The organism is Pseudomonas ogarae (genome assembly GCF_014268695.2).
GTDB classification, from domain to species: domain Bacteria; phylum Pseudomonadota; class Gammaproteobacteria; order Pseudomonadales; family Pseudomonadaceae; genus Aquipseudomonas; species Aquipseudomonas kilonensis.
Genome location: NZ_CP077086.1, coordinates 5,671,815 through 5,698,268 on the forward strand (window position 1 = coordinate 5,671,815; position 26,454 = coordinate 5,698,268).

19 protein-coding genes, 2 tRNA genes and 2 pseudogenes are annotated in these 26,454 nt (G+C 60.2%); 13 read left to right on the forward strand and 10 right to left on the reverse strand.

Annotation, left to right across the window (positions count from 1 at the left end):
- Nucleotides 1-5 precede the first annotated feature (5 nt).
- Nucleotides 6-1,088, reverse strand: a complete 1,083-nt coding sequence (gene prfA, locus HU749_RS25035) for a peptide chain release factor 1 (protein ID WP_003205519.1) — start codon at nucleotides 1,086-1,088, stop codon at nucleotides 6-8.
- Nucleotides 1,085-2,374, reverse strand: a complete 1,290-nt coding sequence (gene hemA / locus HU749_RS25040) for a glutamyl-tRNA reductase (RefSeq protein ID WP_014340192.1) — start codon at nucleotides 2,372-2,374, stop codon at nucleotides 1,085-1,087. Before hemA ends, prfA begins: the two co-directional genes overlap by 4 nt.
- 172 nt (nucleotides 2,375-2,546) lie before the next feature.
- Here hemA and HU749_RS25045 point away from each other — a divergent pair, with 172 nt between their 5' ends.
- From HU749_RS25045 to ychF, 8 genes are all read left to right on the forward strand, one after another.
- On the forward strand, nucleotides 2,547-4,271 hold the full coding sequence (locus tag HU749_RS25045; RefSeq protein ID WP_186652085.1) for a tetratricopeptide repeat protein: 1,725 nt from the start codon (nucleotides 2,547-2,549) through the stop codon (nucleotides 4,269-4,271).
- A gap of 4 nt (nucleotides 4,272-4,275) precedes the next feature.
- Nucleotides 4,276-4,893 (forward strand): lipoprotein insertase outer membrane protein LolB, encoded by a 618-nt coding sequence (lolB, locus tag HU749_RS25050; RefSeq protein ID WP_018606458.1) that lies wholly within the window; start codon nucleotides 4,276-4,278, stop codon nucleotides 4,891-4,893.
- Between the two features lies 1 nt (nucleotide 4,894).
- Nucleotides 4,895-5,746 carry a 4-(cytidine 5'-diphospho)-2-C-methyl-D-erythritol kinase gene (gene ispE, locus HU749_RS25055; protein ID WP_014340195.1) on the forward strand — a complete coding sequence of 284 codons (852 nt, stop codon included), beginning with the start codon at nucleotides 4,895-4,897 and terminating at the stop codon, nucleotides 5,744-5,746.
- Between the two features lie 37 nt (nucleotides 5,747-5,783).
- Nucleotides 5,784-5,858: transfer RNA gene (locus tag HU749_RS25060), tRNA-Gln, on the forward strand.
- Between the two features lie 47 nt (nucleotides 5,859-5,905).
- Nucleotides 5,906-6,847, forward strand: coding sequence for a ribose-phosphate pyrophosphokinase (locus HU749_RS25065; RefSeq protein ID WP_003171603.1), 942 nt, complete (start codon nucleotides 5,906-5,908; stop codon nucleotides 6,845-6,847).
- A 143-nt stretch (nucleotides 6,848-6,990) separates the two neighbouring features.
- A complete protein-coding gene (locus tag HU749_RS25070; RefSeq protein ID WP_018606432.1) occupies nucleotides 6,991-7,593 on the forward strand; it encodes a 50S ribosomal protein L25/general stress protein Ctc in 603 nt (200 codons plus the stop codon).
- A gap of 166 nt (nucleotides 7,594-7,759) precedes the next feature.
- Nucleotides 7,760-8,344 (forward strand): aminoacyl-tRNA hydrolase, encoded by a 585-nt coding sequence (pth, locus tag HU749_RS25075; RefSeq protein ID WP_003185374.1) that lies wholly within the window; start codon nucleotides 7,760-7,762, stop codon nucleotides 8,342-8,344.
- A 22-nt stretch (nucleotides 8,345-8,366) separates the two neighbouring features.
- Complete coding sequence (ychF, locus tag HU749_RS25080; RefSeq protein WP_079302634.1) at nucleotides 8,367-9,467, forward strand: redox-regulated ATPase YchF; 1,101 nt, start codon at nucleotides 8,367-8,369, stop codon at nucleotides 9,465-9,467.
- A gap of 763 nt (nucleotides 9,468-10,230) precedes the next feature.
- On the opposite strand, the gene HU749_RS25085 is transcribed toward ychF, so the two are convergent.
- The 5 genes and pseudogenes from HU749_RS25085 to HU749_RS29730 form a co-directional block, all read right to left on the reverse strand.
- Nucleotides 10,231-10,608 carry a c-type cytochrome gene (locus HU749_RS25085; RefSeq protein WP_079303959.1) on the reverse strand — a complete coding sequence of 126 codons (378 nt, stop codon included), beginning with the start codon at nucleotides 10,606-10,608 and terminating at the stop codon, nucleotides 10,231-10,233.
- A gap of 106 nt (nucleotides 10,609-10,714) precedes the next feature.
- Complete coding sequence (locus HU749_RS25090; protein ID WP_079303961.1) at nucleotides 10,715-11,302, reverse strand: hypothetical protein; 588 nt, start codon at nucleotides 11,300-11,302, stop codon at nucleotides 10,715-10,717.
- Between the two features lie 4 nt (nucleotides 11,303-11,306).
- Nucleotides 11,307-11,750, reverse strand: a complete 444-nt coding sequence (locus HU749_RS25095) for a DUF3592 domain-containing protein (RefSeq protein WP_095963349.1) — start codon at nucleotides 11,748-11,750, stop codon at nucleotides 11,307-11,309.
- A 131-nt stretch (nucleotides 11,751-11,881) separates the two neighbouring features.
- Nucleotides 11,882-12,787 (reverse strand): methyl-accepting chemotaxis protein, encoded by a 906-nt coding sequence (locus HU749_RS29725; protein ID WP_373419653.1) that lies wholly within the window; start codon nucleotides 12,785-12,787, stop codon nucleotides 11,882-11,884.
- Nucleotides 12,782-14,044 (reverse strand): annotated as a pseudogene (locus HU749_RS29730) (methyl-accepting chemotaxis protein); the annotation flags it as partial. The pseudogene HU749_RS29730 and the gene HU749_RS29725, both read right to left, overlap by 6 nt.
- 932 nt (nucleotides 14,045-14,976) lie before the next feature.
- Here HU749_RS29730 and HU749_RS25105 point away from each other — a divergent pair.
- Nucleotides 14,977-17,277, forward strand: a complete 2,301-nt coding sequence (locus tag HU749_RS25105; RefSeq protein ID WP_186652081.1) for a hypothetical protein — start codon at nucleotides 14,977-14,979, stop codon at nucleotides 17,275-17,277.
- A 243-nt stretch (nucleotides 17,278-17,520) separates the two neighbouring features.
- Here HU749_RS25105 and HU749_RS25110 read toward each other — a convergent pair whose 3' ends face one another.
- Nucleotides 17,521-18,738 carry an MFS transporter gene (locus tag HU749_RS25110; RefSeq protein ID WP_018604610.1) on the reverse strand — a complete coding sequence of 406 codons (1,218 nt, stop codon included), beginning with the start codon at nucleotides 18,736-18,738 and terminating at the stop codon, nucleotides 17,521-17,523.
- Between the two features lie 332 nt (nucleotides 18,739-19,070).
- Here HU749_RS25110 and HU749_RS25115 point away from each other — a divergent pair, with 332 nt between their 5' ends.
- The 3 genes from HU749_RS25115 to ggt all read left to right on the forward strand — a co-directional run bounded on the left by HU749_RS25115 (nucleotide 19,071) and on the right by ggt (nucleotide 23,324).
- Entirely contained in the window at nucleotides 19,071-21,128 is a 2,058-nt protein-coding gene (locus HU749_RS25115; RefSeq protein WP_186652079.1) for a methyl-accepting chemotaxis protein, read from the forward strand.
- Nucleotides 21,129-21,231: 103 nt separating this feature from the next.
- Nucleotides 21,232-21,308: transfer RNA gene (locus HU749_RS25120), tRNA-Met, on the forward strand.
- Nucleotides 21,309-21,470: 162 nt separating this feature from the next.
- Nucleotides 21,471-23,324: a gamma-glutamyltransferase gene (gene ggt, locus HU749_RS25125; protein ID WP_186652077.1), complete on the forward strand. Its 1,854-nt coding sequence runs from the start codon at nucleotides 21,471-21,473 to the stop codon at nucleotides 23,322-23,324.
- A gap of 168 nt (nucleotides 23,325-23,492) precedes the next feature.
- Here the strand turns inward: ggt and HU749_RS29735 are convergent, their stop codons facing one another.
- Both HU749_RS29735 and HU749_RS29740 read right to left on the reverse strand, forming a co-directional pair.
- Nucleotides 23,493-23,924 (reverse strand): methyl-accepting chemotaxis protein, encoded by a 432-nt coding sequence (locus tag HU749_RS29735; RefSeq protein ID WP_370873836.1) that lies wholly within the window; start codon nucleotides 23,922-23,924, stop codon nucleotides 23,493-23,495.
- 108 nt (nucleotides 23,925-24,032) lie between these two features.
- Nucleotides 24,033-24,809: pseudogene (locus HU749_RS29740) on the reverse strand (PAS domain-containing protein); the annotation flags it as partial.
- Nucleotides 24,810-25,026: 217 nt separating this feature from the next.
- On the opposite strand from HU749_RS29740, the gene HU749_RS25135 reads away from it, so the two are divergent.
- Nucleotides 25,027-26,445 carry a short-chain fatty acid transporter gene (locus HU749_RS25135; RefSeq protein ID WP_079301793.1) on the forward strand — a complete coding sequence of 473 codons (1,419 nt, stop codon included), beginning with the start codon at nucleotides 25,027-25,029 and terminating at the stop codon, nucleotides 26,443-26,445.
- The last annotated feature ends 9 nt before the right edge of the window (nucleotides 26,446-26,454 follow it).

Consider the following 26,454-nt stretch of genomic DNA (forward strand, 5'->3'; position numbering starts at 1 on the left):
TGTGCTTACTCGCCAATCGCCGCCAACTGGTCGGCCTGGTATTCGGCCAGCAACGGCTCGATCACCGCATCGACACCACCGGCAAGGATCTCGTCCAGGGAATACAGGGTCAGGTTGACGCGATGGTCGGTGACCCGGCCCTGGGCGAAGTTGTAGGTACGGATCCGCTCGGAACGATCGCCCGAGCCCACCAGCAACTTGCGTTCGCTGGCGATGGCATTGGCGGCGGCGCTGGTCTGCTGGTCGTTGAGCTTGGCCGACAACCAGGCCATCGCCCGCGCGCGGTTCTTGTGCTGGGAACGTTCTTCCTGGCACTCGACCACGATGCCCGAGGGCAAGTGCGTGATACGGATCGCCGAGTCCGTCTTGTTGACGTGCTGGCCGCCGGCGCCGGAGGAACGGTAAGTGTCGACCCGCAGGTCCGCCGGGTTGATCTCGATGGCTTCCTGCTCGTCCGGCTCGGGCAATACCGCCACGGTGCAGGCCGAGGTGTGGATGCGTCCCTGGGACTCGGTGGCCGGCACGCGTTGCACGCGGTGGGCGCCGGATTCGAATTTCAGCTTGCCGTAGACATTATCGCCTTCGACCCGGGCGATGACTTCTTTATAGCCGCCGTGTTCGCCTTCGTTCTCCGAGAGAATCTCCACTCGCCAACCACGACGTTCGGCGTAACGCGAATACATGCGAAACAGATCGCCGGAAAAAATCGCCGCCTCATCGCCGCCGGTACCGGCACGGATCTCAAGAAACACATTGCGCCCGTCATTCGGGTCCTTGGGCAGCAGCATGCGTTGCAGGCTGCTTTCCAGTTCAACCAGTTGATCCTTGGCTTCGCGGACTTCCTCCACGGCCATTTCGCGCATGTCCGGGTCGCTGTCCTTGAGCAGCGCCTGGGCGCCTTCGAGATCGCCCTGCACTTTGAGCAACTGTTTATAGGTGGCGACAATCGGCTCGACTTCCGCGTATTCCTTGGAGTAGGTGCGGAATTTGTTCTGGTCGGAAATGACTTCGCCGTCGCCCAGCAAGGCGGTCAATTCTTCGAAACGGTCCTGGAGGATGTCCAGTTTGTTGAGCAGTGACGCTTTCATTGCGGTTTTTTATCCGAAAAGCTATCCGGTGAACCCTCACCGAGGGCAAAGAGTTCCTGGGCCATGGCCAGCGCATCGAGGCGGCCTTCGGCGGTCAGCTTCTTGAGCTGGACACTGGGGGCGTGGAGCAATTTGTTGGTCAGGCCGCGGGCCAGTTGCACCAGCACCTCTTCGGCACTGCCGCCGTTGGCCAGCAGGCGCTGGGCCTTTTGCAGTTCCTCGTCGCGCAGGCGTTCGCTCTGCTGACGATAGGCCTTGAGCACATCCACCGCGGCCAGCTCGCGCAAGCGCACCATGAAGTCGTCGGCGCCGACGGTAATCATCTCTTCGGCCGCCTGGGCCGCGCCCTGCCGGCTCTTGAGGTTCTCGGCGACCACCTCGTGCAGGTCGTCGACGCTGTAGAGATAAACGTCGTCCAGCTCGCCGACTTCCGGCTCGATGTCCCGGGGAACGGCAATGTCCACCATGAAAATCGGCTTGTGCTTGCGCAGCTTCAGGGCACTTTCCACGGCGCCCTTGCCCAGGATCGGCAACTGGCTGGCGGTGGAACTGATGACGATGTCGCTGTGCACCAGTTCCGCGGGAATGTCCGACAGCAGCACCGCATGGGCGCCGAACTGCTCGGCCAGGGTACTGGCCCGTTCCAGGGTCCGGTTGGCGACAACAATGCGCTTGACCCCAAGGTCGTGGAGATGGCGGGCGACCAGGGTAATGGTCTCGCCAGCGCCGATCAGCAGCGCCTGGCTGCGTTGCAAATCACTGAAAATCTGTTTCGCCAGGCTGACCGCGGCAAACGCCACGGACACCGGGTTCTCGCCGATGGCGGTGTCGGTGCGTACCTGCTTGGCGGCGTTGAACGTCGCCTGGAACAGGCGCCCCAGCAGCGGGCCGACGGTGCCGGCCTCGCGGGCCACGGCGTAGGCCGACTTCATCTGGCCGAGAATCTGCGGCTCGCCCAACACCAGCGAGTCGAGCCCCGAGGCGACGCGCATCATGTGACGAACGGCCGCATCGTCTTCGTGCACATAAGCACTGGCGCGCAGTTCTTCAAAGCTCAGGTTGTGGTATTCGGCCAGCCAGCGCAGGACTGAATCGGCCGAAACGTGATCCTGTTCTATATATAGCTCGCTGCGATTGCAGGTGGAGAGGATCGCAGCTTCGCGACTGTCGGTGAGTCGGCAGAGCTGCTGCAAGGCCTCAACCAGCTGCTCAGGCGTAAAGGCCACGCGCTCGCGGACGTCTACTGAAGCAGTCTTGTGGTTAATACCGAGTGCAAGGAAGGCCATTCAAGGTCGCTGATGGTGACGTGAAGCCGGCAATTGTCCTACTTCGTCAGATTCAGAACAACCACTCGATCTCTATCGCCCTGCCCAGGGTTGTAAATCGACGGGGCGGTTATGTTTGACCGAAGGCTTGTGTCATGATGATCCGACCGCAGGTTAGTCGTCCTCTTCCTATATGAATAGATCTTCCGCGTTGCTCCTCGCCCTTGCCTTGCTCAGCGGCTGCCAGTCCATGGCCCCCGTTTCGACAGACGGTACGCCGCCCGTCGAAGACAGTGTGCAGGTACCTGAAAAACCCAAGGTCTACGGCTCGTTCAGCGAAGAAACCATCTTCAGCCTGTTGAGCGCCGAACTGGCAGGCCAGCGCAATCGCTTCGACATTGCCCTGGACAACTACGTGACCCAGGCCATCAACACCCAGGACCCGGGGATCTCCGAGCGGGCATTTCGCATTGCCGAATACCTGGGCGCCGACCAGCCCGCGCTGGATACCGCGTTGATCTGGGCGAGGAACGCCCCGGACGACCTCGAAGCGCAGCGCGCCGCCGCCGTGCAACTGGCCCGGGCCGGGCGCTACGACGACTCCATGATGTATATGGAGAAAGTCCTGCTGGGCAAGGGCGACACTCATTTCGATTTCCTGGCGCTGTCCGCCGCCGATACCGACCAGGAAACTCGCAACGGCCTGATGAAAAGCTTCGATCGCCTGTTGCAGCGCCACCCGAACAACGGCCAGCTGATTTTCGGCAAGGCCCTGCTGCTGCAACAGGACGGTGACACCCAGGGCGCCCTCACCCTGCTGGAAGACAACCCACCGGAAGCCGGCGAAGTGGCGCCGATCCTCCTGCGTGCTCGCCTGCTGCAAGGCTTGAACCGTGGCGACGAAGCGCTGCCGCTGCTGGAAAAAAGCATCAAGAAGTACCCGGACGACAAACGCCTGCGCCTCACCTACGCCCGCATGCTGGTGGAAAACAACCGCATGGACGACGCCAAGGTGGAGTTCTCCAGCCTGGTCCAGCAATACCCGGAAGACGACGACTTGCGCTACTCCCTGGCGCTGGTCTGCCTGGAAGCCAAGGCCTGGGAAGAGGCCAAGGGTTACCTGGAAGACCTGATCGCCCGGGAAAGCCACGTCGACTCGGCCCACCTGAACCTGGGTCGCATCGCCGAGGAACGCAACGACCCCGAGAGCGCGCTGATCGAGTACGCCCAGGTTGGCCCGGGCAACGACTACCTGCCGGCACAGTTGCGCCAGGCCGATATCCTGATCAGCAATGGCAAGACCGCCGATGCCCAGAGCCGCCTCGCCGTACAGCGCGACTCCCAACCGGACTACGGCATCCAGCTGTACCTGATCGAAGCCGAAACCCTGTCGGCCAACAACCAGGGCGACAAGGCCTGGAACGTGCTGCAACAAGCCTTGAAGCAGTACCCGGACGATCTGAACCTGCTGTATACCCGCGCCATGCTGGCAGAGAAGCGCAACGACCTGGCCCAGATGGAAAAGGACCTGCGCCTGATCATCCAGCGTGACCCGGACAACGCCATGGCCCTCAACGCCCTGGGCTATACGCTGTCGGATCGCACCACCCGCTATGACGAAGCCAAGCTGCTGATCGAACAGGCCCACCAGATCAATCCGGAAGACCCGGCGGTGCTCGACAGCCTTGGCTGGGTGAATTACCGCCTGGGCAATCTCGACGAAGCCGAACGCCTGTTGCGCCAGGCCCTGGAGCGCTTTCCCGACCAGGAAGTCGCCGCCCACCTGGGTGAGGTCCTGTGGGCCAACGGCAAACAACGCGAAGCCCGGCAGATCTGGAGCCGATTCCTCAAGGATCAGCCTGACAGCCCTATCTTGCGCAGCACCATCAAACGCCTGACCGGATCCGAGACTCTTTAAGATTATGTTTTTGCGCCATCTCATCGTTTTCAGCTTCATTGCCCTGCTCGCCGGTTGCGCGGGCTTCGGCGCCCGTGAATCCGTCCAGGGCCAGGGCAACCAGGCCCAATGGCGCGAGCACAAGCAACAACTGAGCAGCCTCGACGGCTGGCAGATCGACGGCAAGATCGGCATCCGCGCCCCGAAAGACTCCGGCAGCGGCACGCTGTTCTGGCTGCAGCGCCAGGACTACTACGACATTCGCCTGTCGGGCCCACTGGGTCGCGGTGCGGCCCGCCTGACCGGTCGGCCGGGCCAGGTATCGCTGGAAGTCGCCAACCAGGGACGCTACGAGGCGCCCACGCCCGAAGCACTGCTGGAAGAACAAATGGGCTGGAAGCTGCCGGTTTCCCACCTGACCTGGTGGGTTCGCGGGCTGCCGGCACCGGACAGTAAAAGTCGCCTGACCCTCGATGCCGACAGCCGCCTGTCCAACCTCGAACAGGATGACTGGCAGATCGAATACCTCAGCTATGCCCAGCAGAACGGCTATTGGCTGCCCGAACGCATCAAGCTGCACGGTAGCAACCTCGACGTCACGCTGGTGATCAAGCAATGGCAGCCGCGCAAGCTGGGGCAATGACATGAGCGCTGCACGCCTGACCCTGCCCTCCCCGGCCAAGCTCAACCTGATGCTGCACATCCTCGGCCGTCGCCCGGACGGATACCACGAACTGCAGACGATTTTTCAGTTCCTGGACTATGGCGACGAAATCACCTTTGCCGTGCGCGACGACGGCGTGATTCGCCTGCACACCGAATTCGAAGGCGTTCCCCACGACAGCAACCTGATCGTCAAGGCCGCGAAAAAACTCCAGGCGCAATCCGGTTGTCCGTTGGGCATCGATATCTGGATCGAAAAAATCCTGCCCATGGGCGGCGGCATCGGTGGCGGCAGCTCGAATGCGGCAACGACTTTATTGGGCCTCAACCATTTGTGGCAGCTGGGCTGGGACGTGGATCGCCTGGCGGCCCTGGGCCTGACACTGGGCGCCGACGTGCCGGTTTTCGTGCGTGGCCACGCCGCTTTCGCCGAGGGCGTAGGGGAAAAACTCACCCCGGTGGAACCCGAAGAACCCTGGTACTTGGTGCTGGTGCCGCAAGTATCTGTAAGTACAGCAGAAATTTTTTCAGATCCACTGTTGACACGTAACTCTCCTCCCATTAAAGTGCGCCCCGTTCCCAAGGGAAACAGTCGAAATGACTGCTTACCGGTGGTAGCAAGGCGTTATCCAGATGTTCGTAACGCTTTGAATTTGTTAGGTAAATTTACCGAAGCAAAACTCACCGGAACTGGAAGTTGTGTGTTTGGGGGCTTCCCAAGCAAAGCTGAAGCTGATAAAGTCTCGGCCCTTCTGACAGAGACCCTTACAGGATTTGTAGCAAAAGGAAGCAACGTTTCGATGTTGCATCGCAAGCTGCAAGACCTGCTCTAAAAGGAATCGAGTGCTGGGCACTCGCAGCAACAGATACAGGGGCGTCGCCAAGCGGTAAGGCAGCAGGTTTTGATCCTGCCATGCGTTGGTTCGAATCCAGCCGCCCCTGCCATTTTCCTATACTCATCCAGGTATACCCTCAGCCTTCAGGTACTGCGCGTGTCCAAGATGATGGTCTTTACGGGGAACGCTAACCCCGATCTGGCTCGGCGTGTCGTACGTCAGCTGCATATCCCTCTCGGTGACATTTCTGTCGGTAAGTTCTCCGACGGCGAAATCACTGCCGAGATCAATGAAAACGTTCGCGGTAAAGACGTTTTCATTATTCAGCCGACTTGCGCTCCGACCAACGATAACCTGATGGAACTCGTCGTGATGGCTGATGCCTTCCGCCGCTCCTCGGCTACTCGTATCACTGCTGTTATTCCTTACTTTGGTTATGCCCGTCAGGATCGCCGTCCGCGTTCCGCACGTGTGGCGATCAGCGCGAAAGTCGTGGCTGATATGCTGACCGTAGTCGGCATCGACCGTGTCCTCACGGTTGATTTGCATGCTGACCAGATTCAGGGTTTCTTCGATATTCCCGTGGATAACATCTACGGTTCCCCGGTCCTGGTGGATGATATTGAAGATCAGCGCTTCGAAAACCTCATGATCGTGTCCCCGGACATTGGCGGCGTCGTGCGTGCACGGGCGGTTGCCAAATCCCTGGGCGTTGATCTGGGTATCATCGACAAACGCCGTGAGAAAGCCAATCACTCCGAAGTGATGCATATCATCGGCGACGTCGAAGGGCGTACCTGTATTCTGGTCGATGACATGGTCGATACCGCCGGCACCCTGTGCCATGCGGCCAAGGCCCTGAAAGAGCATGGCGCTGCCAAGGTCTTTGCCTACTGCACACACCCTGTGCTGTCGGGTCGAGCGATCGAGAACATTGAAAATTCCGTGCTGGACGAGCTGGTGGTTACCAATACCATCCCGCTGTCCGCTGCAGCACAAGCCTGTGCGCGTATCCGCCAACTGGATATCGCACCGGTTGTTGCCGAAGCGGTTCGCCGCATCAGCAACGAAGAATCGATCAGTGCGATGTTCCGCTAAGGGCCCTGCCCTTCCCAGGACATCTCGTTGACGAAAAGCGCCCCGCCCCGGCATCACCTGTCGGGGCGGGGCTTTTTTGCCCATATCGCCTTAAGCGCTGGTCGCAAGCGCTGGGGTGAATGTGGTTACTTTGGAGATACAACATGAACGATTTTACTCTGAATGCTGAAGTGCGTTCCGACCTGGGGAAAGGTGCGAGCCGCCGCCTGCGTCGTCTCGCAAGCCTGGTTCCAGCTGTAGTCTACGGTGGCGAAAAAGCCCCTGAGTCCATCAGCATGCTGGCCAAAGAAGTTGCCAAACTGCTCGAAAACGAAGCGGCCTACAGCCACATCATCGAGCTGAACATTGGTGGCACCAAGCAAAACGTCGTGATCAAAGCCCTGCAGCGTCACCCGGCCAAAGGCCACGTGATGCACGCCGACTTCGTACGCGTAGTAGCTGGCCAGAAACTGACCGCTATCGTGCCTGTACACTTCGTTGGCGAAGCTGCTCCGATCAAGAAAGGCGGCGAAATTTCGCACGTTGTTTCGGAAATCGAAGTGACCTGCCTGCCGAAAGACCTGCCTGAATTCATCGAAGTCGACCTGGCTGACGCCGAAGTCGGCACGATCATTCACCTGTCCGACCTCAAGGCTCCTAAAGGCGTTGAGTTTGTTGCTCTGGCACACGGCGATGACAAGGCTGTTGCCAACGTCCACGCTCCACGTGTTGCTCCAGAAGCCACTGAAGAAGGCGCTGCAGAGTAATTTCACTCTGTCGCCGGAGTGACCGGAAACATCGCGGACTGGAACGTAGCGAGACAGCGGGCGAGAACGCGAAGTTTACTTAACGGTAAATCCGCCATTTTTGTCCACTGTCGCAACACCGCCTGATTGCGACATTGTTACCCACACTCCAGGAAGGGCCCCTATCGTGACTGCCATTAAACTGATCGTTGGCCTGGGAAATCCAGGCGCTGAATACGAACAGACCCGGCATAACGCAGGGGCCCTTTTTGTTGAGCGCATCGCGCACGCACAAGGCGTCAGCCTGGCAGCCGATCGCAAGTATTTCGGCCTGACCGGTCGCTTCTCGCACCAGGGTCAGGATGTTCGCCTGTTGATTCCCACCACCTACATGAACCGCAGCGGCCAGGCCGTGGCGGCATTGGCCGGTTTCTTTCGCATCAAGCCTGAAGAAATCCTGGTGGCCCACGACGAACTCGACCTGCCTCCAGGCGTTGCCAAGCTCAAGCAAGGCGGCGGCCATGGCGGTCACAACGGGTTGCGCGACATCATCGCGCAACTGGGTAATCAGAATACCTTTCACCGCCTGCGGCTCGGCATCGGCCACCCGGGCGTTGCCAGTATGGTTTCAAACTTTGTCCTGGGTCGTGCGCCTCGCGCCGAACAGGAAAAACTCGATGCCAGCATCGACTTTGCCCTCGGCGTGCTGCCGGATATCCTCGCCGGTGAATGGAACCGCGCGATGAAAAACCTGCACAGCCAGAAGGCCTGACACTTATCCGAGGGGAAACACCATGGGATTCAATTGCGGCATCGTCGGCCTGCCTAACGTCGGCAAGTCCACCCTGTTCAACGCCCTGACCAAATCCGGTATCGCGGCTGAGAACTTCCCCTTCTGCACCATCGAGCCGAACACCGGCATCGTGCCGATGCCCGACCCACGCCTGGACGCCCTGGCGGCCATCGTGATCCCGGAGCGCGTGCTGCCGACCACCATGGAGTTCGTCGACATCGCCGGCCTGGTGGCCGGGGCTTCGAAAGGTGAAGGCCTGGGCAACAAGTTCCTGGCCAACATCCGCGAAACCGATGCCATCGCCCACGTGGTCCGCTGCTTCGAAGACGAGAACGTGATTCACGTCTCCAACAGCGTCGACCCGAAACGCGATATCGAAATCATCGACCTGGAACTGATCTTCGCCGACCTCGACAGCTGCGAGAAGCAACTGCAGAAAGTCGCTCGCAATGCCAAGGGCGGCGACAAAGACGCCGTCGCCCAGAAAGCCCTGCTCGAGCAGTTGATCGCCCACTTCACCTTGGGCAAGCCGGCACGCAGCCTGATCAAGAACATGGGTGCCGATGAGAAGCAGATCGTTCGTGGCTTCCACCTCCTGACCACCAAGCCGGTCATGTACATTGCCAACGTTGCCGAAGACGGCTTCGAGAACAACCCGCTGCTGGACGTGGTAAAGGCTATCGCCGAAGAAGAAGGCGCGATCGTGGTACCGGTCTGCAACAAGATCGAAGCGGAAATCGCCGAGCTTGAAGACGGCGAAGAAAAGGACATGTTCCTGGAGGCCCTGGGCCTGGAAGAGCCTGGCCTGAATCGCGTGATCCGCGCGGGTTATGAAATGCTCAACCTGCAGACGTACTTCACCGCTGGCGTAAAAGAAGTCCGCGCCTGGACCGTTCGCGTCGGGGCTACCGCGCCACAAGCCGCGGCCGTGATCCATACCGACTTCGAAAAAGGCTTCATCCGCGCCGAAGTCATCGCCTATGACGATTTCATCCAGTACAAGGGCGAAGCGGGTGCCAAGGAGGCTGGTAAATGGCGTCTGGAAGGCAAGGAGTACATCGTCAAGGACGGTGATGTAATGCACTTCCGCTTTAACGTCTAAGTTGCGCGTGGTGTTGCGGGTGATGGTGTGTATATCCGTTATTTAGGTAACGGCTGCTTAGGGTTCCGCCCTGACGGCGGCTCACTTTTGAGAAGCGCAAAAGTAAGCAAAACGCTCTTGCCCCACCACTTGGTGCCTCGCCTAGGCTCGGCATGCCTGAACGAAGGCATTGCTCCGTGGGCCGCCGCGAAGGGCCATCCATGGCCCAGCGCGGCTAACCCGGCATCCATGCCGGGTTGCCCACTGCGCAATACCTTCGTTCAGCCAGCGTGGTTTAACGGGGCGCCCCAGATCAAAATCAAAATCAAAATCGAGGCGGCCTGACAGCCGACCTGGCTTTTTTGCGAACGCGTTTTTCCTGTGGGAGCGAGCTTGCTCGCGATAGCGGTGGTGCAGCTACATAAATGCTGGATGTGCCGCGCTTTTGCTTTGCTTTGGCTTTTGATCTCGGGTGCCCCGTTAAACCACGCTGGCCGAACGCAGGTATTGCGCAGTGGGCATCCCGGCATGGATGCCGGGATAGCCGCGCTGGGCCATGGATGGCCCTTCGCGGCGGGCCCACGGAGCTATGCCTTCGTTCGGGCACACCGAGCCTAGGCGAGGTGCCGAGTGGTGGGGCAGAAGCGTTTTGCTTACTTTTGCGCTTCTCAAAAGTGAGCCGCTGTAAGAGCGGAACCATAAGCCGCCGTAACCGCAGAAACGGATATACACACCACCCCAAACCGTTTCTATCGCACTCAAGAGATCAACAGCAGCCCAAAAATCATCGGCTCTTTGAAATCACACCACCCATATACTGATTCAAATCGCGAAAATCCTTAACACTCCAAGAATGCGGCGATAGCTTCACACCATTCTCTCGCAAGGTCCTCGGAATCAAATCCCCATTGGGTCGAAGTATGATCGACGACACAATGACACCCGGATAATCACTCAGTCGCTTCTTGAAAGCGGCAGTTGTAAGGTCAGGCGTAGGAGGATTGCTTTTATGAGCCAACGGCCCCGTCCCCTTGATATCTGCTCCGTGACACATGGCACATCTCTGTAAATAGAGATTTTTCCCATTGGCACTATCCGCAACGGATAGTGATGTTTGAATGAGCGATAAAAACCCGAGCGAAGCGATGACTAATATTTTCATTATGCTTTCGGCACATGCCAATTTTTATGGGCGCAACGCCCTGTGGGAGCGAACTCATTCCCACAGGTTTTAGATGCCGGGATTGTTGTCCGCTCGCACAATCTGACTAGAACAGGTAGCCCATGTAGATCGCCGCGCCACCACCGGCCTGCACACCCGCGTTCACACCCGCCATGACCACCGCGCCCTTGGCCGAGCGCGCCAGTTGCCGGTTGACCGTGGTCGAAGCGATGAGCGAGGTTGCCGGGTTGGAGCTCAGGGCCACCGACAGCGCCAGCAACTTGGGATCGAGCCCGAACAGCAGGGCCGTGGCCGAACCGCCGATCCCCAGGCCCACACCCACTTCGGTATACATGCAAGGGCCGGTGATGTCGTCACTGGTCAGGTCGCGATCGACCAGGGCGTCGCTGACAAACACCTTCCCGGTGCTGGGAAAGGCCTCCGCCGCCCCCGCTCCGGCCACGCTCTTGCCCTTGATCTGGATATTGATCTTGCCAAAGCGCGGCAGTCTGGCGCCAAACCCGACACCCACGCCGACCCCACCATAGCGGTAGCTGACGTCTTCGCCTTGGGGCGAGCGCAGGGTAATCGAGCCGCCACTGCCCGCCACCATGACCACGGTCAGGCCACCGCCGCTGGCGGTCTGGTACTGCCAGCGACTTTCATTGACCGGCAGAGGGATGTTGTAGCTCATACGTTCAAAGTCCTTTATGTGAATGAACCGCATCGCGACCGCGTTGACGGGTGGCTTTCAGCAGGCCGACCAGGGTGAACACCAGACCGATAAAACCCAGTACCCCGGAAGTGCCCCACAGTGCCGTCGGGGCATCAACGATGGCGCTGGTCGTCGGCTGCTCGGGCAGGTAATGCACCCGCACCGGCTGGTCCTTCTGATAGCCGAAGATAAAGCCGCCTTGAGGGTAGGAAATTTTTTCACCGCTGACGGTGGTGAAGGCGATCTCAGGATGCGAACCACCGGCATTCAAGTGGCTGACGATGCCATCGGCGGTCTGTGCCCGGGCGAGGAAGTCGCGGCGGTCGAGTGTGAGATTGACGGCAATGCCCAGCAAAACAATGCCAATCAGGGCAAAAAGCAGGCCCAGCAGTATCGTCCCGATGCGTGACGGGGTGTCGTTAGCCATAGCTTGTCCCGGTATTCATCCATGAAAGAAGGTGGCGAGGATAACAAAAAGCCTGCTATGCCGTAATGCTGTTCATTCGAGGTTTGTGACCGCCGTGGCAAGGGAACTTGCTCCCTCGCCACGGACGCCCATTAGCCTCTTTTGACTTTGAAGCGTCCCAACACCCGCTGCATCAGGGACGCTCGCTCCGAAAGGTCCTTGGCCGCCACTGCACACTCTTGCGAGTTCGACTGGTTTTTCTGCGTCACTTCGTCGATCTGCTCAAGCCCGATGCTGGCCTGCTGCAAGCCTGAAGCCTGCTCGCTGGAGGCCTGGTAGATCAGCGAAACCAGGCTCGACACCGCGCCGGTTCCACTGACGATGTTCTTCAGTGATTCGGCGGTCCGGCCGGCGATGATCATGCCGCGCTGGGTCTTGCTCGAGGAATCGGCGATCAACGCGGCAGTCTGCTGGGCGGCCTCGGCACTGCGGGCGGCCAGGCTACGTACTTCGTCGGCCACCACGGCAAAACCGCGCCCAAGCTCACCAGCCCGGGCAGCTTCGATCGCCGCGTTCAAGGCCAGCAGGTTGGTTTGTGCGGCAATGTTGTCGATGGTGGTGATGATCGCCGTGATGTCCTTGCCCGAGTTGTCGATTTCGGCCATGGCGGCAATCAGTTCGCTCATCAATTTGTCGCTTTCCCCGGCATCGGCCCGCGAGGCCTGGGATTGCTCGTCGGCTTTCTTGGCGTTGGCGGCATTGTCCCGGGTCTGGGCGGCCATCTGCGTCATCACCGCGCTGATTTCGGTGATGGACGAGGCGGAATTGGAGGCCCCGTCGGAGAGTGACTGACTCAAGTCGGTGACCTGCGCCGAGCTGCCAGTGATCTGGGTGGCGCTGATTTGAACCTCGGAAATCAGCTGGTTCAGGTTGCTGACCATCTTCTCCAATGACTTGCCAAGGGTGTCATGGGGCGAAGACAAGCGAACCTCCAGGTCCAGATCACCTTCGGAAATGCGCTCGGCTACCCGAACTTGCCGTTGCAGGCTTTCAGACATGTCGTTGAGGGCGGCAGACAACTGCCCGACCTCATCCTCGGATTTCTGCACCAGGCGACGAGAGAAATCGCCCAGGCTGATAGTGGCGGCCAAGGCGGCGGCTTCGCGAATCGGCCCAACGATTTTTGCCGCGGCATACCACAGGGCGGCCAGGGCCAACAACGAAATGACCAACCCTACCGACACCTGCCAGATGCTGTTGCTGAGGCTGCGCGCCTGCAGCTCCTGCTCCAGGGCGATGGCCTGGCTCATGACCACAGCCTTGGGCAGGCGAATCAACACCGCCCAGGGCTTGCCCGTGCGACCGAGCGCAATGGGCATCAGCACTTCGATGTTCTGTGTTTGCGCATTGAGCAGGCCATCACTCCGACCGCCCTGGATATCACTGAGCACTTTTTCCCAGGATTCAGGCAGCAAGGCCTTGATCGGCTGGCCAATCAGGTCGGTCCGCTGGCTATCCGCGACCACCAAGCCCTGGTTACTCAAGATCGAAACCGTGCCTTTGCCGCCGTAGAGATCGGCAGACATTTGTTCGCTGAGTTTCTGGATAAATGCGATATCGAAGTCAGCCCCGACCACACCGTAGAACTTGCCGTTGGACACGATGGGCACCGACAAGGTGGTCAGCCAGACGTTTTTCCCCTGGACCACATAAGGAATGGGGTCGAGCACGCTTTCCTTCAGGGTGTCGCGCGGGCCGCTATACCAACCGCCCTTGGGCACACCGTTGGGATGACGGTCCGGGGAGTCATACTCGACCAATGGCTGCACCGCGACGTGGCCATCGGCGCTGCGCGTCCAGTAAGGCGTGAAGCGCCCGGTCAGCGGGTTATTGCCATCCTCTGCATTGCGGAACGCCGGATCCTGCCCATCCAACGCATTCGGTTCCCAGCAGGAATAGGTGCCGTTGAAGTCCGGGTTATCCTTGAGGACGCTGAGCAGTACGCTGTTGATCTGTTCCCGGCCCAATGCCAGGGGGCTTTGCGAAACCTTGCTGGCGGCAAAGGCATTGGCCATGGTGCGAGCCGCATCCAGCGCGTTCTGCAACTTGGCCTGGATGGCGTTGGCCCGGGACTCGGCCAGGTTCTGGATTTCCCGGATGGTTGATTTTTCAACCAGTGCGCTGACCTCGGTCGAGACATATTGCTCGTTGGCCCGGGCGCTGAAGAGCCCGTAGACAATCAGGCTGATGGATGAAACAAACAGGCATACGCCTGCCGTGACACAAATGCGTGCCTGCAATGACTTGAACTTCATATCATTTCCCGCCTGATTCTATTTATGGCCAACGTCAAAAGACGGCAGCATCTAACGTGTGCACGACACGGCATAACAATCGATCACGGCCGCTACGCCGCCCCCAAGGCAAACACCTTGGAAGAACTTGGCGATACAGCTCTCTATAAGAATTTCAATATGGCAGGTGGGGGGCGCAACCCCTGTCCGCCCGCAGCGCAGAAGAGGTCATCAAACCAAGAACCGAAGGCCTTATGTCCGGGACAATAAGGGCGATAGGTGGAAAGAATGTGAAAGCCTGCTTTTCCAGTCACCACAGGGGTCACCCTTGAATAATGCTGCAGATTCCCTTCTAACCATTAACCACAACAGCAAATTAACACGACCAACCTTTATACAAATACCCACTTAAGGCTTATACAAACCAGTACTTTAGTCGCAACAGCGACGTACTCATCAAGTACAAAATTCACAGCGTTTCAAGTTGGGACTGACTCTTTGCCCGGCACGGGTCACCCCCCCGCAAAAGGGGGAGCTCAGGCAAGATATGAGCGCCGGACTACACTTCATGCGCGCCCTGCAAGGCACAACGCTCAAACGCCTTCTTCCGCATGGATAGGGAGATTCTCATGCACAGTCTCGCAAACTACGGATATACGAAGAGACCCGCCCCCGCCCCCGCCATTCGTGCAGTGCTGCCAGCCACTGGCGACATTGAACGGCACCCTCCTGGCTGAGTATTCCCTCGGCCACCTCAAGTCCGGGAGCGGTTGATTCGCTCCGGGACCTGTTCGCGACCCAACACTTGAAAAGACTTCCCGATCAATTGCATCGGCGTAGCAGGCACAGGCGCGCCAGATTCGTGGGAGCGCAACCGTGCCCATGCACTGCGCGCCCTCACGTCCGAAAACAACCGCAAGGCGTCCAACCAATGTCGTGAAAAGGAGATCAACATGAACAACCTGAGCGATATAACGCTGGCAACATCCACCAACCCCAGCATCTTCCTCACGGTCCCGCTCGGCGAGCCGGTCCAGGCTGACAACGGCAACATTCCACCCGGCACGCGGATGCTTCCCGGCCAATGGGCGGCAGCGGCCGGCAACGGCTATGTGTTGCTGCTGCAGCCTGATGGCAACCTGGTGCTGTACCAGGTCGTCACAGGTCCCGTGGCGGCCAACAGCTCGTTCACCGGTAGCGCGATCTGGGCCACAGGCACCAACAACGGTGCCTACTTCGATGTCCAGACCGATGGCAACCTGGTCCTGGGTACCAGTGACGGCAACGTGGCATGGTCGCCCTACACCAACGGCATCGAGCCTCAGGAACTGCTCGTACAGACCGACGGCAACCTCGTGCTGTACAACACCCTCAACCAAGCCAGCTGGGCCTCGAGCAGCAATCACTATCAGGTTTGGCCACCGACTCGCTGGGTCAATGTGCAAAGCAGCCTCGTCGCGCCCGTGAAAGGCGTGCCCCATGTACTCACCGCCAGTTCCGACGGCATGACGTTGAGCCCCTTCGTGGCCGGTTCGCCCAACCAGATCTGGCAAGTCACCGCCGATGGACGGCTGCTCAGTGGCCTGCTCGACGGTTTGGTGTTGACTCAGGATGACGGCAGCAATACGGCTATCAACACCACACAGAGCGTACCCGTCCCGGTCGAGCAGACCTGGCTCTGGGGAACGGGACTCGGCCCCACGGCCATCCAGAACAGCGCTTCGAACCAGTATCTGAGTGTCGATATCGCGGGGGGCTCGGTACAGATGCAAGACACCGACACCTCGAGCCAATGGTACTTCATGCCTACCACGCCCCTGGACAGCATCATGGCCTTGCCGGCGTCCGACCCGGCCTTCCCGGCCTTTACGCCTGACCAACAGGCTGTCTATGACTGGATCAACAACAAACTGGCGGCCATGAACAATCAGCCCCATTTGATCCTGCGCGAGCAGTACACCAATGGCGCCAGCACCCTGGACACTTACCGGCAAGACATGCTCGGCCTGGACTACAACGCGTTCCCAGCGCAAGTCTGGCACCCCGTAGTGGACCAGTTGAAGTTGGAGCTCAGCGCAGCGAGCGCCGTCAACAGCCTGTTCGCCTGCTATACCAGCTTCCACTCCCTGTTGTTCGAGGACCAGGGAGCGCTGCTCTCCGAACTGGGCCTGGATGCCGGCTTCGAGGACGGTGACTCGACCAATATCGGCGGCATCATCCTGGCGGTGCTCTCGGGGGTCATCTACACCGTGCTCTCGGCTGAAACGATGGAAGGCGAGATCAATTATTTCGCCGTCGCGGCCAACGTTCTCCAGAGCGGCATCAATGTGGCGGTCGCGGCCCAGAGTTCGAGTGTTTCTCCCAGCCTGTTCCAGGTGGCCTATGCCGACCTGTGGGGGCAATTGAGCTCCACCTTCGAAGGGCTGTTGGACACGTTCGGCACCATGGAAACCACGATCCTGACCGACTGGGCCAAGCTGAAAATCACCTATACGCTGATCGCTTCCACTGCGCCCGACGGATTGTTCTGGAACTCCGGTGAAACCGGAAATATGGTGAAAGCCGCCAAGCAGGGTTACGTGCTGTCGGTGATGCAGATGCTGCTGCCGGCCAAATACCAGATCTACCAATACCTGGACGTCAACAACAACCCCATCGACGGTGTGCCCGCCTACGCGCAGTACATCGCACCCGCGATCGACGGGACCTACTTCAAATACTGGATCGCCGATTCGACGGACTGGTCAATCTATCCGGAAGAAATCGCGCTCACCCAGGTCTGGGACAACGGCGGCTCGAAGGACGACTTCTTTAACAGCAGTAACGGTTGGGCGTTCGCCACGACGCGGCCCTACACCTACGGCGGCAATGACGCCAATTACCTGGTCATCGCGCTTACCAACCTGAGCCCGAACACGCTGGTGGCCACGGTGTTCAATCCGTCCCCCACTTCCGCCGGGCCGTCCCCACAGACCCTGTATCCCTACGAGACCGTGTTGATCGAGGCCGAAGCAGCATTTCCTGGTGGCGTAGCAATCACTCTCTCGATCTTCGACCCTTCCCGTGGCAACTACTTCGACGAGCCAATCGCCTCGTTCGATGCCTTTCAGGATTACTCTGGGTTCGCGGCCGGTAATGTACGCACCGCCAACGCCACGACAGCGGGTGACTACCAACTGTCGACACCGCTGTGCAACACGGGCGGGTTCAGGCAATACCCCGGCGCGATCCAGGCCAGTATCTACCGTCCTTGAGGGGTGAATCGCCGGCATGAGGAGCGGGCGTTCCGCTCGAAGAAAAAACCGTGTTGATCGGCGGGCTTGCTCCGAAGGCGTTGGGTCGGTTTGCATTGATACAGGATGTGCCGACGCCTTCGCGAGCAAGCTCGCTCCCACAGGTTTTTGTGTCGTGTGCAGATGGCCGAGAACACCCACCACCCCATGTGGGAGCGGGCTTGCTCGCGAAGGCGTCGGCTCAGCTACATGGATCTTCTCGCCTCAAGCCTTTCGAGTCCTCGGCAAGAAAATCGCCAACACCCCGAACAGCGGCAGGAACGAGCACAACCAGTACACATACTCGATGCCACGGATGTCCGCCAGGTGCCCCAATAGCGCGGCGCCAATCCCGCCAAAACCGAACATCAGCCCGAAGAACACGCCGGCGATCATCCCGACATTGCCCGGTACCAGTTCCTGGGCATACACCACGATGGCCGAGAACGCCGAGGCCAGGATGAAGCCGATGACCACGCTGAGGATGCTGGTCCACAACAGGTCGACATGAGGCAGGATCAGGGTGAACGGTGCCACGCCGAGGATCGAGAACCAGATCACCGCCTTGCGCCCGATCCTGTCGCCAATCGGTCCGCCAAAGAAGGTCCCCGCCGCCACCGCCCCGAGAAACAGGAACAGGTGCAATTGCGAAGAGGCCACCGACAGGTCGAACTTCTCGATCAGATAGAAGGTGAAGTAGCTGGTGAAACTGGCCATGTAGAAATACTTGGAAAACACCAGCAGCCCCAGCACCACCAGCGCACTCAAGACTCGGCCCTTGGATAGACCATGCGTAGCCGCCTGGCCTTGCTTGAGCTTGAACAAGTTCAGGTGGTTGGCGTACCAACGGCTGATGCGGTACAGCACGAACAGCGCAAACAGGGCGAACAACCCGAACCAGGCGACATTGCCTTGCCCATAGGGAATGATGATCGCCGCCGCCAGCAGCGGGCCGAAGGCTGAGCCGGCGTTACCGCCCACCTGGAACGTCGATTGCGCCAGCCCGTAGCGACCGCCCGAGGCCAATCGCGCCACCCGCGACGCTTCCGGGTGAAAGGTCGACGAGCCGATGCCGATCAATGCCGCCGCCAACAGGATCAAGGCAAAACTGCCGACCATGGACATCATCACAATGCCGATCAACGTGCACACCGTCCCGGCCGGCAGCAGCCAGGGCTTGGGGTGCCGGTCCGTGTGATAACCGACCCAAGGCTGCAACAATGAGGCGGTCAACTGGAACGTCAAGGTGATCAGGCCAACCTGAGTGAACGTCAGGCCATAGCTGTCCTTGAGCATTGGATAAATCGAGGGCAGCACGGCCTGGATCAAGTCGTTGATCAGATGCGCCAGCGCCACGGCGCCGATAATCCGCATGACCAACGGACTGCTTTGCGCAGTGGCGGCAACGGCTGGGATCTCGGCCTGGGTATTGCTGATAGCCATGGGAGTTTCCATACGAAAGAGGGTGCACACGGGCAGGTGCGTCAATGTGCCATTTTTCGGTGCAGCAAGGCTATCCCCTTAGCTAGCTATCGACCTCGAAAAATTGTCGAAATCCAAGGTGATAGCTCAACGCCATGGTCTGAATCTTGCCTTGTTAATGGCCTACAACGCGGCTCCTTACAAAGGGGACCGAGAATGGGAAGTTTCGCTACAGAGCTGGCCTACCGAGCCGATTTGGACAAACTTTCGAGGCCTTTTAAAAGGGCACCTGTTTCGGCACTTGTGTAGAAAACGCACAAAAATAGTGCAAGGGTGTTCAGGGGAGTATGGGCATGCAGGCTTTTTTATCACCAGGCATCAGGTTGTTGGGGCATTTCGGCTTCGCCCGCAAATTCCAATTGCTGTTCCTGCTTTTTATCCTGCCGCTCATGGGCAGCCTGTGGCTCATCGGCCAGGACTATCGCGACAAACTCAGCCTGATTTCCGGGGAACGCGCCGGGGTGCGCCAATTGCTGGCCCTGGATAACCTGGACAACCTGCTCACCGCCCAGCGCAACCGCGCAGCCCGCTGGCGCGCTACCGAGACCAATCGGCAGCCGACACCGGCGACTCTGGCCGCCATGGCGGCGTACGATGCCGTGCAACCGGCCCTCAACCAAGCCGCCAGCGACCTGGCCAACACGCTGCAAACCGAAGGGGCCGAAGCCGATACCCTCGCCCGCTATCAAACCCTGCAGACCAGCCTCAACGGCCTGGATTCGAAAAGCCTGGGCAGCGTGGGCTGGTGGCCAGATGGTTACGACCGCTTCACCGCCGCCCTCAGCGCCCTGCAAGCCTTGCGCGAGCAGATGGTCATGGACAACCGCCTGACCCTCGCTTCCTGGCTGGAGACGTACCTGCTGACCCAGATCTCCACCCAACAGACGCCAGACCTGATCGAACGGGTCGGCCGCCTTGCAAGCGTCGGCCAGGCCTCCGTGGTATCAGGCCAATTCACCTTGCAGAGTCGACTGCAACTGCGAGACCTGCGCAGCCGTATCGGCGACGCCCGGGACCAATTGGTCAAGACCGGAGCACTGCTGGAAACCCGCCTGCCCAGCGCATTGCAAACCTGGGCCGGACAATTCCAAGGCAGCCTCAAGCACTTGGATGCTGGCCTGAAAGTGCTGGATGACGGCGTGTTCGGCGGTTCCATCAATCTCAAGCCCGAAGACTTCGAGAAACACATGGATGCCCTTCTCGTCGATCTGGCGACCCTGCGGCAACAGTCACTGGTGGCACTGGATACGCGGCTGGACCACTACCACGGTTCGGCGATTCGCCAGTTCACCCTAGTAGCGACGGTACTGGGCTGCCTGCTGCTGGCGGCGCTGTATCTTTTTGTTTGTCTGCAAGCGTCGATCCGGCGCAGCGCCAGCGGCATCACCCTGCTGGCCGAAGCCCTGCGCGACGGCAATCTCAGCCTGCAAGTGCCAGTGCAAGGGCGCGATGAACTGGCGGCCATCAGCACCGCCCTCAACGTCGCCGTGGTGCAGTTGCGCAATAGCTTGCTGGGGGTGGACCACGAAACGTTGCAGTTGAGCAACGCTGTACGCACCCTCAATACCCACTCCAGCGGCGCCCTGGGCGAAGTCGAAGCCCAGCAGATGCAGATCAGCCAGATCGCCGCCGCCGCGACACAACTGGCCGCCACCTCCCAGGGCGTGGCAAAGAGTTGTGAACAGGCCTCCGATAGCGCCCAGCAGACCCGGCGTATCGCCACCGACAGCAGCCGTGACAGCCAACGCACCACGGCCAGCATCCAGCAGCTCAACCAGCGCCTCAACGAAACCGCCGCTGCACTGGGACGGGTCAGCGAACAGGGGCAACAGATCCAACTGGTGGTCGATACCATTCGTGGCGTGGCCGAGCAGACCAATCTTTTGGCCCTCAATGCCGCCATCGAAGCCGCTCGCGCCGGGGAACAGGGCCGTGGTTTCGCGGTGGTGGCCGACGAGGTGCGCAGCCTGTCGCAACGCACCCAATCCTCCACGCAGCAGATTGCCGCCACCGTCGACAGCCTGCGCGCCACGGTCAACGAGGCCGTCAGCCTGATGGAAGCCGCCTGCGGCCAGGCCCAGACCGACGCCCAAGCGGTCACCGGCCTTGGCGAACGGCTGGGGGAAATTGCCAGTGCGGTGCAAAGCGTCACCGACACCCTGGCGCAAATCGCCACCGCCGTGGATGAGCAAGCCAGCACCGCCGACGAGGTCAGCGGCAATATCCAGCAGGTCGACCAGGCAGCGATGCGTTTGCTTGAAGGCGCAAGGGCCGTGAACCTGGCGGCGGATACCCTGAGCCAGGGAAGCCAGGCCTTGAGTGCCAACACAGGGAGATTTCAGCTCGGTTGATAGCGATTTGCAGCGAGGATTGTTAAGCGGTTGAAAGCGCAGAGAAATATTTCAGATTTACGCTTGACACATCTTCGTTACCGGCGAATAATGCGCGCCACTTGGCTACATAGCTCAGTTGGTTAGAGCATAGCATTCATAATGCTGGGGTCCGGGGTTCAAGTCCCTGTGTAGCCACCAAGTACTAAAAACGGCCTATCGAAAGATAGGCCGTTTTTTTATGCCCGGAGAAAAGTGCCTGTCCTCTCAGGATTTGGTTGCCCCCCTGTGGCGAGAGGGCTTGCTGATTTGCGCCACACGCCTCGCGTCGCTACAGTCAATCTCCATACCCCAGGCCCACGGATGGAGCGACACGTGCTTATAGACCTGAAACCCAACCTTCATCGCCTGTCAGCCGTTTCGTTGCTGGCTGTCGCGCTAACGCTTAGCGCCTGTAAGGCCCCGCCCTCCTCCACAGCCACACCAGCATTACCTTCCCCGCCTGAAATCACGTCCGGCTACCGCACCGATGTACAGACCCGTTACGCCGACAAGCACATGGCGGCCGCGGCCAACCCGTTGGCGGCCGAGGCCGGGCGGGAGATGTTGCGACGTGGCGGCTCGGCCATCGACGCGGCAATTGCGATGCAAGCGGTGCTGACGCTGGTGGAACCGCAATCTTCAGGCATCGGCGGCGGCGCGTTCATTGTGCTGTGGGATGGCAAGGCCGTGCGCACCTATGACGGACGCGAAACAGCACCGGCCGGCGCCACCGAAAGACTTTTCCTGCAAGCCGACGGCAAACCCATGCCGTTTACCGCCGCCCAGATCGGCGGCCGTTCCGTTGGCACCCCGGGGGTGTTGCGCGGACTGGAACTGGCCCATCGCAAACATGGCCGTCTTGAATGGGCGAGGCTGTTCGAGCCGGCCATCGCGCTGGCGGAGCAGGGCTTCGCAGTCTCCCCCAGGCTGCACGCCTTGATCGCGTCCGACCCGTCGTTGCCGGGCTCGCCCGACATGGCGGCGTACTTTCTCAATGCCGATGGCAGCCCGAAGGCAGTCGGCACCGTGCTGAAAAACCCGGCATTGGCAGGCGTGCTCAAGCGCATCGCCAACGAAGGTCCCGATGTTTTGTACAAAGGGCCGGTTGCCGAGGAGATCGTCGCCAAGGTGCAGGGTCACGCCAACCCCGGCAGTCTTTCGCTGAACGACCTCCAGGGCTACACCGCACGGGAGCGGCCCGCGTTATGCACCGACTACAAGCGCTGGCAAATCTGCGGCATGCCACCACCGTCTTCGGGCGGGGTTGCCGTGGCGCAGATCCTCGGGACGTTGCAGGCCTTGGAACAGCGCGACAGCAACGCGGCCCTCGCCCCCTTGAAACCCCTCAAGACCGCCAAACCCGCCGGCATTGAACCCTCCCCCGAAGCGGTGCACCTGATCGCCGAAGCCGAGCGCCTGGCCTACGCCGACCGCGCCCAATACATTGCCGACCCGAATTTTGTTGCCGTGCCGCTCAAAGGGCTGGTCGATCAAGGTTACCTTGCCAGCCGAGCCAGCCTGATCGGCCCTCGTAGCATGGGCGTCGCCAAGCCCGGGACACCGCCGGGCATTCAGGTGGCCTATGCGCCGGACCGTTCGCCGCTACGCATTTCCACCTCGCAAGTGGTGGCGGTGGATGACCAGGGTGGTGCGGTGTCCATGACCACCACGGTGGAATCGGCGTTCGGCTCGCACTTGATGGTCCAGGGTTTCATGCTCAACAACCAGATGACCGACTTCTCGTTCATCCCTGAAGAAAACGGGCAAAAAGTCGCCAACCGCGTCGAACCCGGCAAACGCCCGCGCTCGTCCATGGCGCCGACGCTGATCTTCGATCATCAGGGTAGGCTGCTGGCCGCTGTCGGCTCCCCCGGCGGCTCGCAAATCATCGAATACGTCACCAAGTCAGTGATCGGCCTGCTCGACTGGAACCTGGACCCGCAAACCGCCATCAATCTCCCCAACTTCGGCAGCCGCAACGGCCCCACCGAACTGGAAAAAGGGCAGTTCAGTCCGATGCTGATCCAGGCGTTGAAAGACAAAGGCCATGCGGTGAGCGAGATCGACATGAACAGCGGCACCCAGGCGATCGTCCGGATGCGTGATGCGCAAGGGAAAACGTCTCTGGCCGGCGGCGCGGACCCGCGGCGCGAAGGTGCCGCGCTGGGGGATTGAGCGCTCGTCGATCAGGTTGAGTCAGCGTGCCAGGATGTTGAATGTGTGGCCGCCATCGCGAGCAAGCTCGCTCCCACAGGGGGTGGCGGCGAACACAATATCAAGGCTATTCAGGGAGAACTGTAGGAGCGAGCCTGCTCGCGATGGCAGCTCGCTCAGCAGTTTTCCTCAGGTCGATAGCTGGTTGGCAAACTGACTCACCGCATCGACCACCTTCTTCGCCCCGTCCTGGATCTCGACAATCACCGTCCCCGCCTCGGCGGCCAGGGCCAGGCCGTGTTCGGCCTGGTGCTGGCCGTCGGTCATCAGTGCCACGGCGTTGCGGGCCATGTCCTGGTTCTGGCGGACCACGCCAACGATTTCATCGGTCGCCTGGCTGGTACGCGACGCCAGTTGTCGCACTTCATCGGCCACCACCGCAAAGCCACGGCCTTGCTCACCGGCACGGGCCGCTTCGATCGCGGCGTTGAGCGCCAGCAGGTTGGTTTGTTCGGCGATGCCGCTGATGGTCTTGACGATGGTACCGATCACCAGGGATTGTTCATTCAGCGCCTCGATGCCTTCGCCAGCGGTTTGCATGTGCCGGGCCAGGTCGCGCATCACGTCCACGGCCTGCGTCACCACCGTCGTGCCGCGCTGGGCACTGCTGTCGGTCTGCAACGAGGTGCTATAGGCGATGCTGGCCGCCTCGGCGACGGCTTTTTCCTGGTTGACCTGGTCGGTGATGTTGGTGGCGAACTTGACCACTTTATACAGCCGCTCGTTGGCATCGAGCACCGGGTTGTAGGAAGCTTCCAACCAGACCTCACGACCACTGCTATCGAGACGCTTGAAGCGGCCAGCCACAAATTCACCACTGTTCAAGCGCTTCCAGAACTGCTCGTAGGCCGCGCTGTTGTATTCCTCAGGTTCACAAAACGTGCGGTGGTGCTTGCCCTTGACCTGCGCAAGGCTGTAACCCATGGCGTTGAGGAAGCGATCATTGGCCGTCAGTACGTGACCGCCCAAATCGAATTCGATCACCGCCGTTGAACGCACCAACGCGCCGATGAGGTTTTCATGCTCGCGGGAAGCCTCGATGGTGCGGGTCAGGTCATTGGAATACATCGAAAAATAGCGGATCCGCCCATCGGCACTCCGCACGGGCTGGAGGATCGAACGCAGCCAGGCTTCCTGGCCATTGCCTCGCAGCAGGCGCACGGCACCGGAAAAGTGTTCGCCACGGGTCAGTGCCGACTTGAAACGGACCTGGAACTCATTGGTTTTCAAATACCCGGGAACCAGCTCATCCACAGGCCGGCCAATCAAGTCCTGGCTCTTGTAGCGCATCTCGTCGAGGAAGTTCTGATTGACCGATTGAATCCGTCCATCGGCATCCAGGGTGAGGCCAAGCATTTCGCGATCCAGGCTTTCCTTGACTTGCACAAGGCTGGACAGTTCTTGGCGAAGAGCCAGTAGCTCCTGCTTCAGGCGGTTGTTGAACATGGGCAGCTCCGACAGCAGAAGAATTAAATGGCTGTTCCCTTGCCATCGGCCCGGCGATTTTTTTCTAAAGAGCGCCCCGAGCCCCTATCGAAAATATTCCAGGGCGCCCGCGAACCCGATGAGCCTCCCATGGTCACTGGATTGTTCTACTGTTGCGCCTGACCTTTGAAGCCTTGCCGCCATCAATACCCATAACCATAAAAACGAGGTAATTGCCGTGACCACTGACATCGAAGACAGCCGTTCCGCCCGCTTCGCCTTGCGCTGTTCCAGTTTCGCCGAGCGCTGGTTCCCCGATTCCTGGGTCTTTGCCGCGCTGGCAGTGCTGGTGGTCGCCGTGGCGACGCAATTCATCGGCGCCACACCCACGGCGGCGGCCATGGCGTTCGGCGACGGCTTCTGGAGCCTGATCCCGTTCACCATGCAAATGGCCTTCGTGGTGATCGGCGGATACGTGGTCGCCAGCTCGCCACCGGCCGTCAAATTGATTGACCGTCTGGCACGTATTCCGACCAACGGCCGCTTCGCCGTGGCGTGGGTGGCACTGATTTCCATGGTCGCGTCGCTGCTCAACTGGGGCCTGTCGTTGGTGTTTGGCGGTTTGCTGGTGCGCGCCCTCGCCCGACGCACCGACCTGAAGATGGATTACCGCGCCGCCGGCGCCGCCGCGTACTTGGGCCTGGGCGCAGTGTGGGCCCTGGGGTTGTCTTCGTCGGCGGCGCAATTGCAGGCCAACCCGGCCAGCCTGCCGCCCTCGATCCTGTCGATTACTGGCGTCATTCCTTTCACCCAGACGATTTTCCTCTGGCAGTCTGGCGTGATGCTGCTGGCGCTGATCGTGATCTCGTTGATTGTCGCCTACGCCACCGCTCCCGGGCCGAACAGTGCCCGTGACGCCGCCGCTTGTGGTATCGACCCCAGTTTCAGCATGCCGGCGTTGCAGCCCCGTACCCGCCCAGGGGAATGGCTGGAGCACAGTCCGCTGCTGACCATTGCGCTGGTGCTGCTGGCGGCCGGCTGGCTGTTCCATGAGTTTTCGACCAAGCCTGCGATCAGTGCCATTTCCGGGCTCAACACGTATAACTTCCTGTTCATCATGCTGGGCGCCTTGCTGCACTGGCGACCGCGCAGTTTTCTCGACGCCGTGGCCCGCGCGGTGCCGACCACCACGGGCGTGTTGATCCAGTTTCCGCTTTACGGCTCGATCGCCGCGCTGCTGACCACGGTCAAAGGCAGCGATGCCCAGACCCTGGCCCACCACATCTCGACCTTTTTCGTACAAATCGCCTCCCATGACACCTACGCCCTGTTGATGGGCGTCTATTCGGCGGTACTGGGCTTTTTCATTCCTTCTGGCGGCGGCAAGTGGATCATTGAAGCGCCCTACGTCATGCAGGTGGCCAATGACCTGAACTATCACCTGGGCTGGGCGGTGCAGATCTATAACGCCGCCGAAGCGCTGCCGAACCTTATCAACCCGTTCTACATGCTGCCGCTGCTGGGGGTCTTGGGGCTGAAGGCCAGGGACCTGATCGGCTTTTCCTTCGTGCAGCTGCTGGTGCATACGCCGTTGGTGCTGGCGCTGCTATGGGCGCTGGGGACAACATTGAGTTATTTGCCGCCCGTGATGCCATAAAGCCATAAA

Bases quoted from the DNA above. Each gene is read 5' to 3' on its own strand.
- prfA (WP_003205519.1), bottom strand. From the start codon at position 1,088: ATGAAAGCGTCACTGCTCAACAAACTGGACATCCTCCAGGACCGTTTC.
- hemA (WP_014340192.1), bottom strand. From the start codon at position 2,374: ATGGCCTTCCTTGCACTCGGTATTAACCACAAGACTGCTTCAGTAGAC.
- HU749_RS25045 (WP_186652085.1), top strand. From the start codon at position 2,547: ATGAATAGATCTTCCGCGTTGCTCCTCGCCCTTGCCTTGCTCAGCGGC.
- lolB (WP_018606458.1), top strand. From the start codon at position 4,276: ATGTTTTTGCGCCATCTCATCGTTTTCAGCTTCATTGCCCTGCTCGCC.
- ispE (WP_014340195.1), top strand. From the start codon at position 4,895: ATGAGCGCTGCACGCCTGACCCTGCCCTCCCCGGCCAAGCTCAACCTG.
- HU749_RS25070 (WP_018606432.1), top strand. From the start codon at position 6,991: ATGAACGATTTTACTCTGAATGCTGAAGTGCGTTCCGACCTGGGGAAA.
- ychF (WP_079302634.1), top strand. From the start codon at position 8,367: ATGGGATTCAATTGCGGCATCGTCGGCCTGCCTAACGTCGGCAAGTCC.
- HU749_RS25085 (WP_079303959.1), bottom strand. From the start codon at position 10,608: ATGAAAATATTAGTCATCGCTTCGCTCGGGTTTTTATCGCTCATTCAA.
- HU749_RS25090 (WP_079303961.1), bottom strand. From the start codon at position 11,302: ATGAGCTACAACATCCCTCTGCCGGTCAATGAAAGTCGCTGGCAGTAC.
- HU749_RS25095 (WP_095963349.1), bottom strand. From the start codon at position 11,750: ATGGCTAACGACACCCCGTCACGCATCGGGACGATACTGCTGGGCCTG.
- HU749_RS29725 (WP_373419653.1), bottom strand. From the start codon at position 12,787: ATGTCTGAAAGCCTGCAACGGCAAGTTCGGGTAGCCGAGCGCATTTCC.
- HU749_RS25105 (WP_186652081.1), top strand. From the start codon at position 14,977: ATGAACAACCTGAGCGATATAACGCTGGCAACATCCACCAACCCCAGC.
- HU749_RS25110 (WP_018604610.1), bottom strand. From the start codon at position 18,738: ATGGCTATCAGCAATACCCAGGCCGAGATCCCAGCCGTTGCCGCCACT.
- HU749_RS25115 (WP_186652079.1), top strand. From the start codon at position 19,071: ATGCAGGCTTTTTTATCACCAGGCATCAGGTTGTTGGGGCATTTCGGC.
- ggt (WP_186652077.1), top strand. From the start codon at position 21,471: ATGGAGCGACACGTGCTTATAGACCTGAAACCCAACCTTCATCGCCTG.
- HU749_RS29735 (WP_370873836.1), bottom strand. From the start codon at position 23,924: ATGCGCGACCTGGCCCGGCACATGCAAACCGCTGGCGAAGGCATCGAG.